The following is a 962-nucleotide window of genomic DNA, read 5'->3' as shown; positions in this document are numbered from 1 at the left end:
TAGAAGCATGGGACGCTGAATTCCCTGGTTTCGAACACGAAACTGAAGGTGCAGAGATCGAAGACGGTAAATACCACGTTCTTTGTATCAAAAAAGACGCACTATAATCGCCTAACGCGATAATGTGACTACCCTATCAATCCCTCGCTAATTATAGCGGGGGATTTTTTTATACCTACTAACCAATATTTCTAGAGCCCCAATCAGTATTTTTACTTAGACGGCATTCTTTTAAATACAAATTAAATTTCTCTTAACCTAACAATAAAAAAATATTTCTTTATTTTTCGGTGAATTTATTCCCAGTATTTATGCATAACTATTATTCATATATTTAATATATCTTTAATTTCCACCTACAACAACCTTCTCAAGCTATTGTAAACAAAGATTTTTAATCGCAAAAAAACGCAATAAATGACACATTCTTGAAAGGAATGGTCGAATAACGATACTTAATGTGATGACGATCACTAAAAATGCAATAATTCATTCCGTTTTTATGGTTTTATTTTTATGAAAACGGCGCATTATATGTCTCGAACACAAGGTTAAGAGTTCGGCTTAAAATATAACTTTTATAACGTTTACAGTTAAAGAGTTATATTTTAATTATTTTATTACTAAACAAATTTAATAAAATATTTAAGTGTTTATTACTTCCATAATAAACAATTCACCATGGACTTGGTTTTATTTCAATTAAGATAAGCTCTAATTTAAATAAGGTTTATCATTCCTCTAATCGTAGGTGAATATAATGTCATCAGATACTGGCACTAAAAAAATGGGTCTTGTCGGCTTAACTGTACTTGTTGCAGTTAACATGATGGGTTCCGGTATTATTATGCTACCAGCAAGCTTGGCGCAAGTTGGTGCAATTTCGATGTTATCTTGGATTGTGACCGCGTTAGGCGCAATGTGTATTGCTTATACATTTGCTAAATGTGGTGCATTTTGTA

1 pseudogene is annotated in these 962 nt (G+C 32.0%); it reads left to right on the top strand.

Annotated elements, in window-relative coordinates:
* Positions 1 to 760 precede the first annotated feature (760 nt).
* Positions 761 to 962, top strand: a pseudogene (locus C0W29_RS21410) (putrescine-ornithine antiporter); the annotation flags it as partial.

This window comes from Photobacterium kishitanii (genome assembly GCF_003026355.1).
Classification (GTDB): domain Bacteria; phylum Pseudomonadota; class Gammaproteobacteria; order Enterobacterales; family Vibrionaceae; genus Photobacterium; species Photobacterium kishitanii.
Note: the sequence above shows the minus strand (reverse complement) of the source record. Positions and strands in the feature narration are given on the sequence as shown.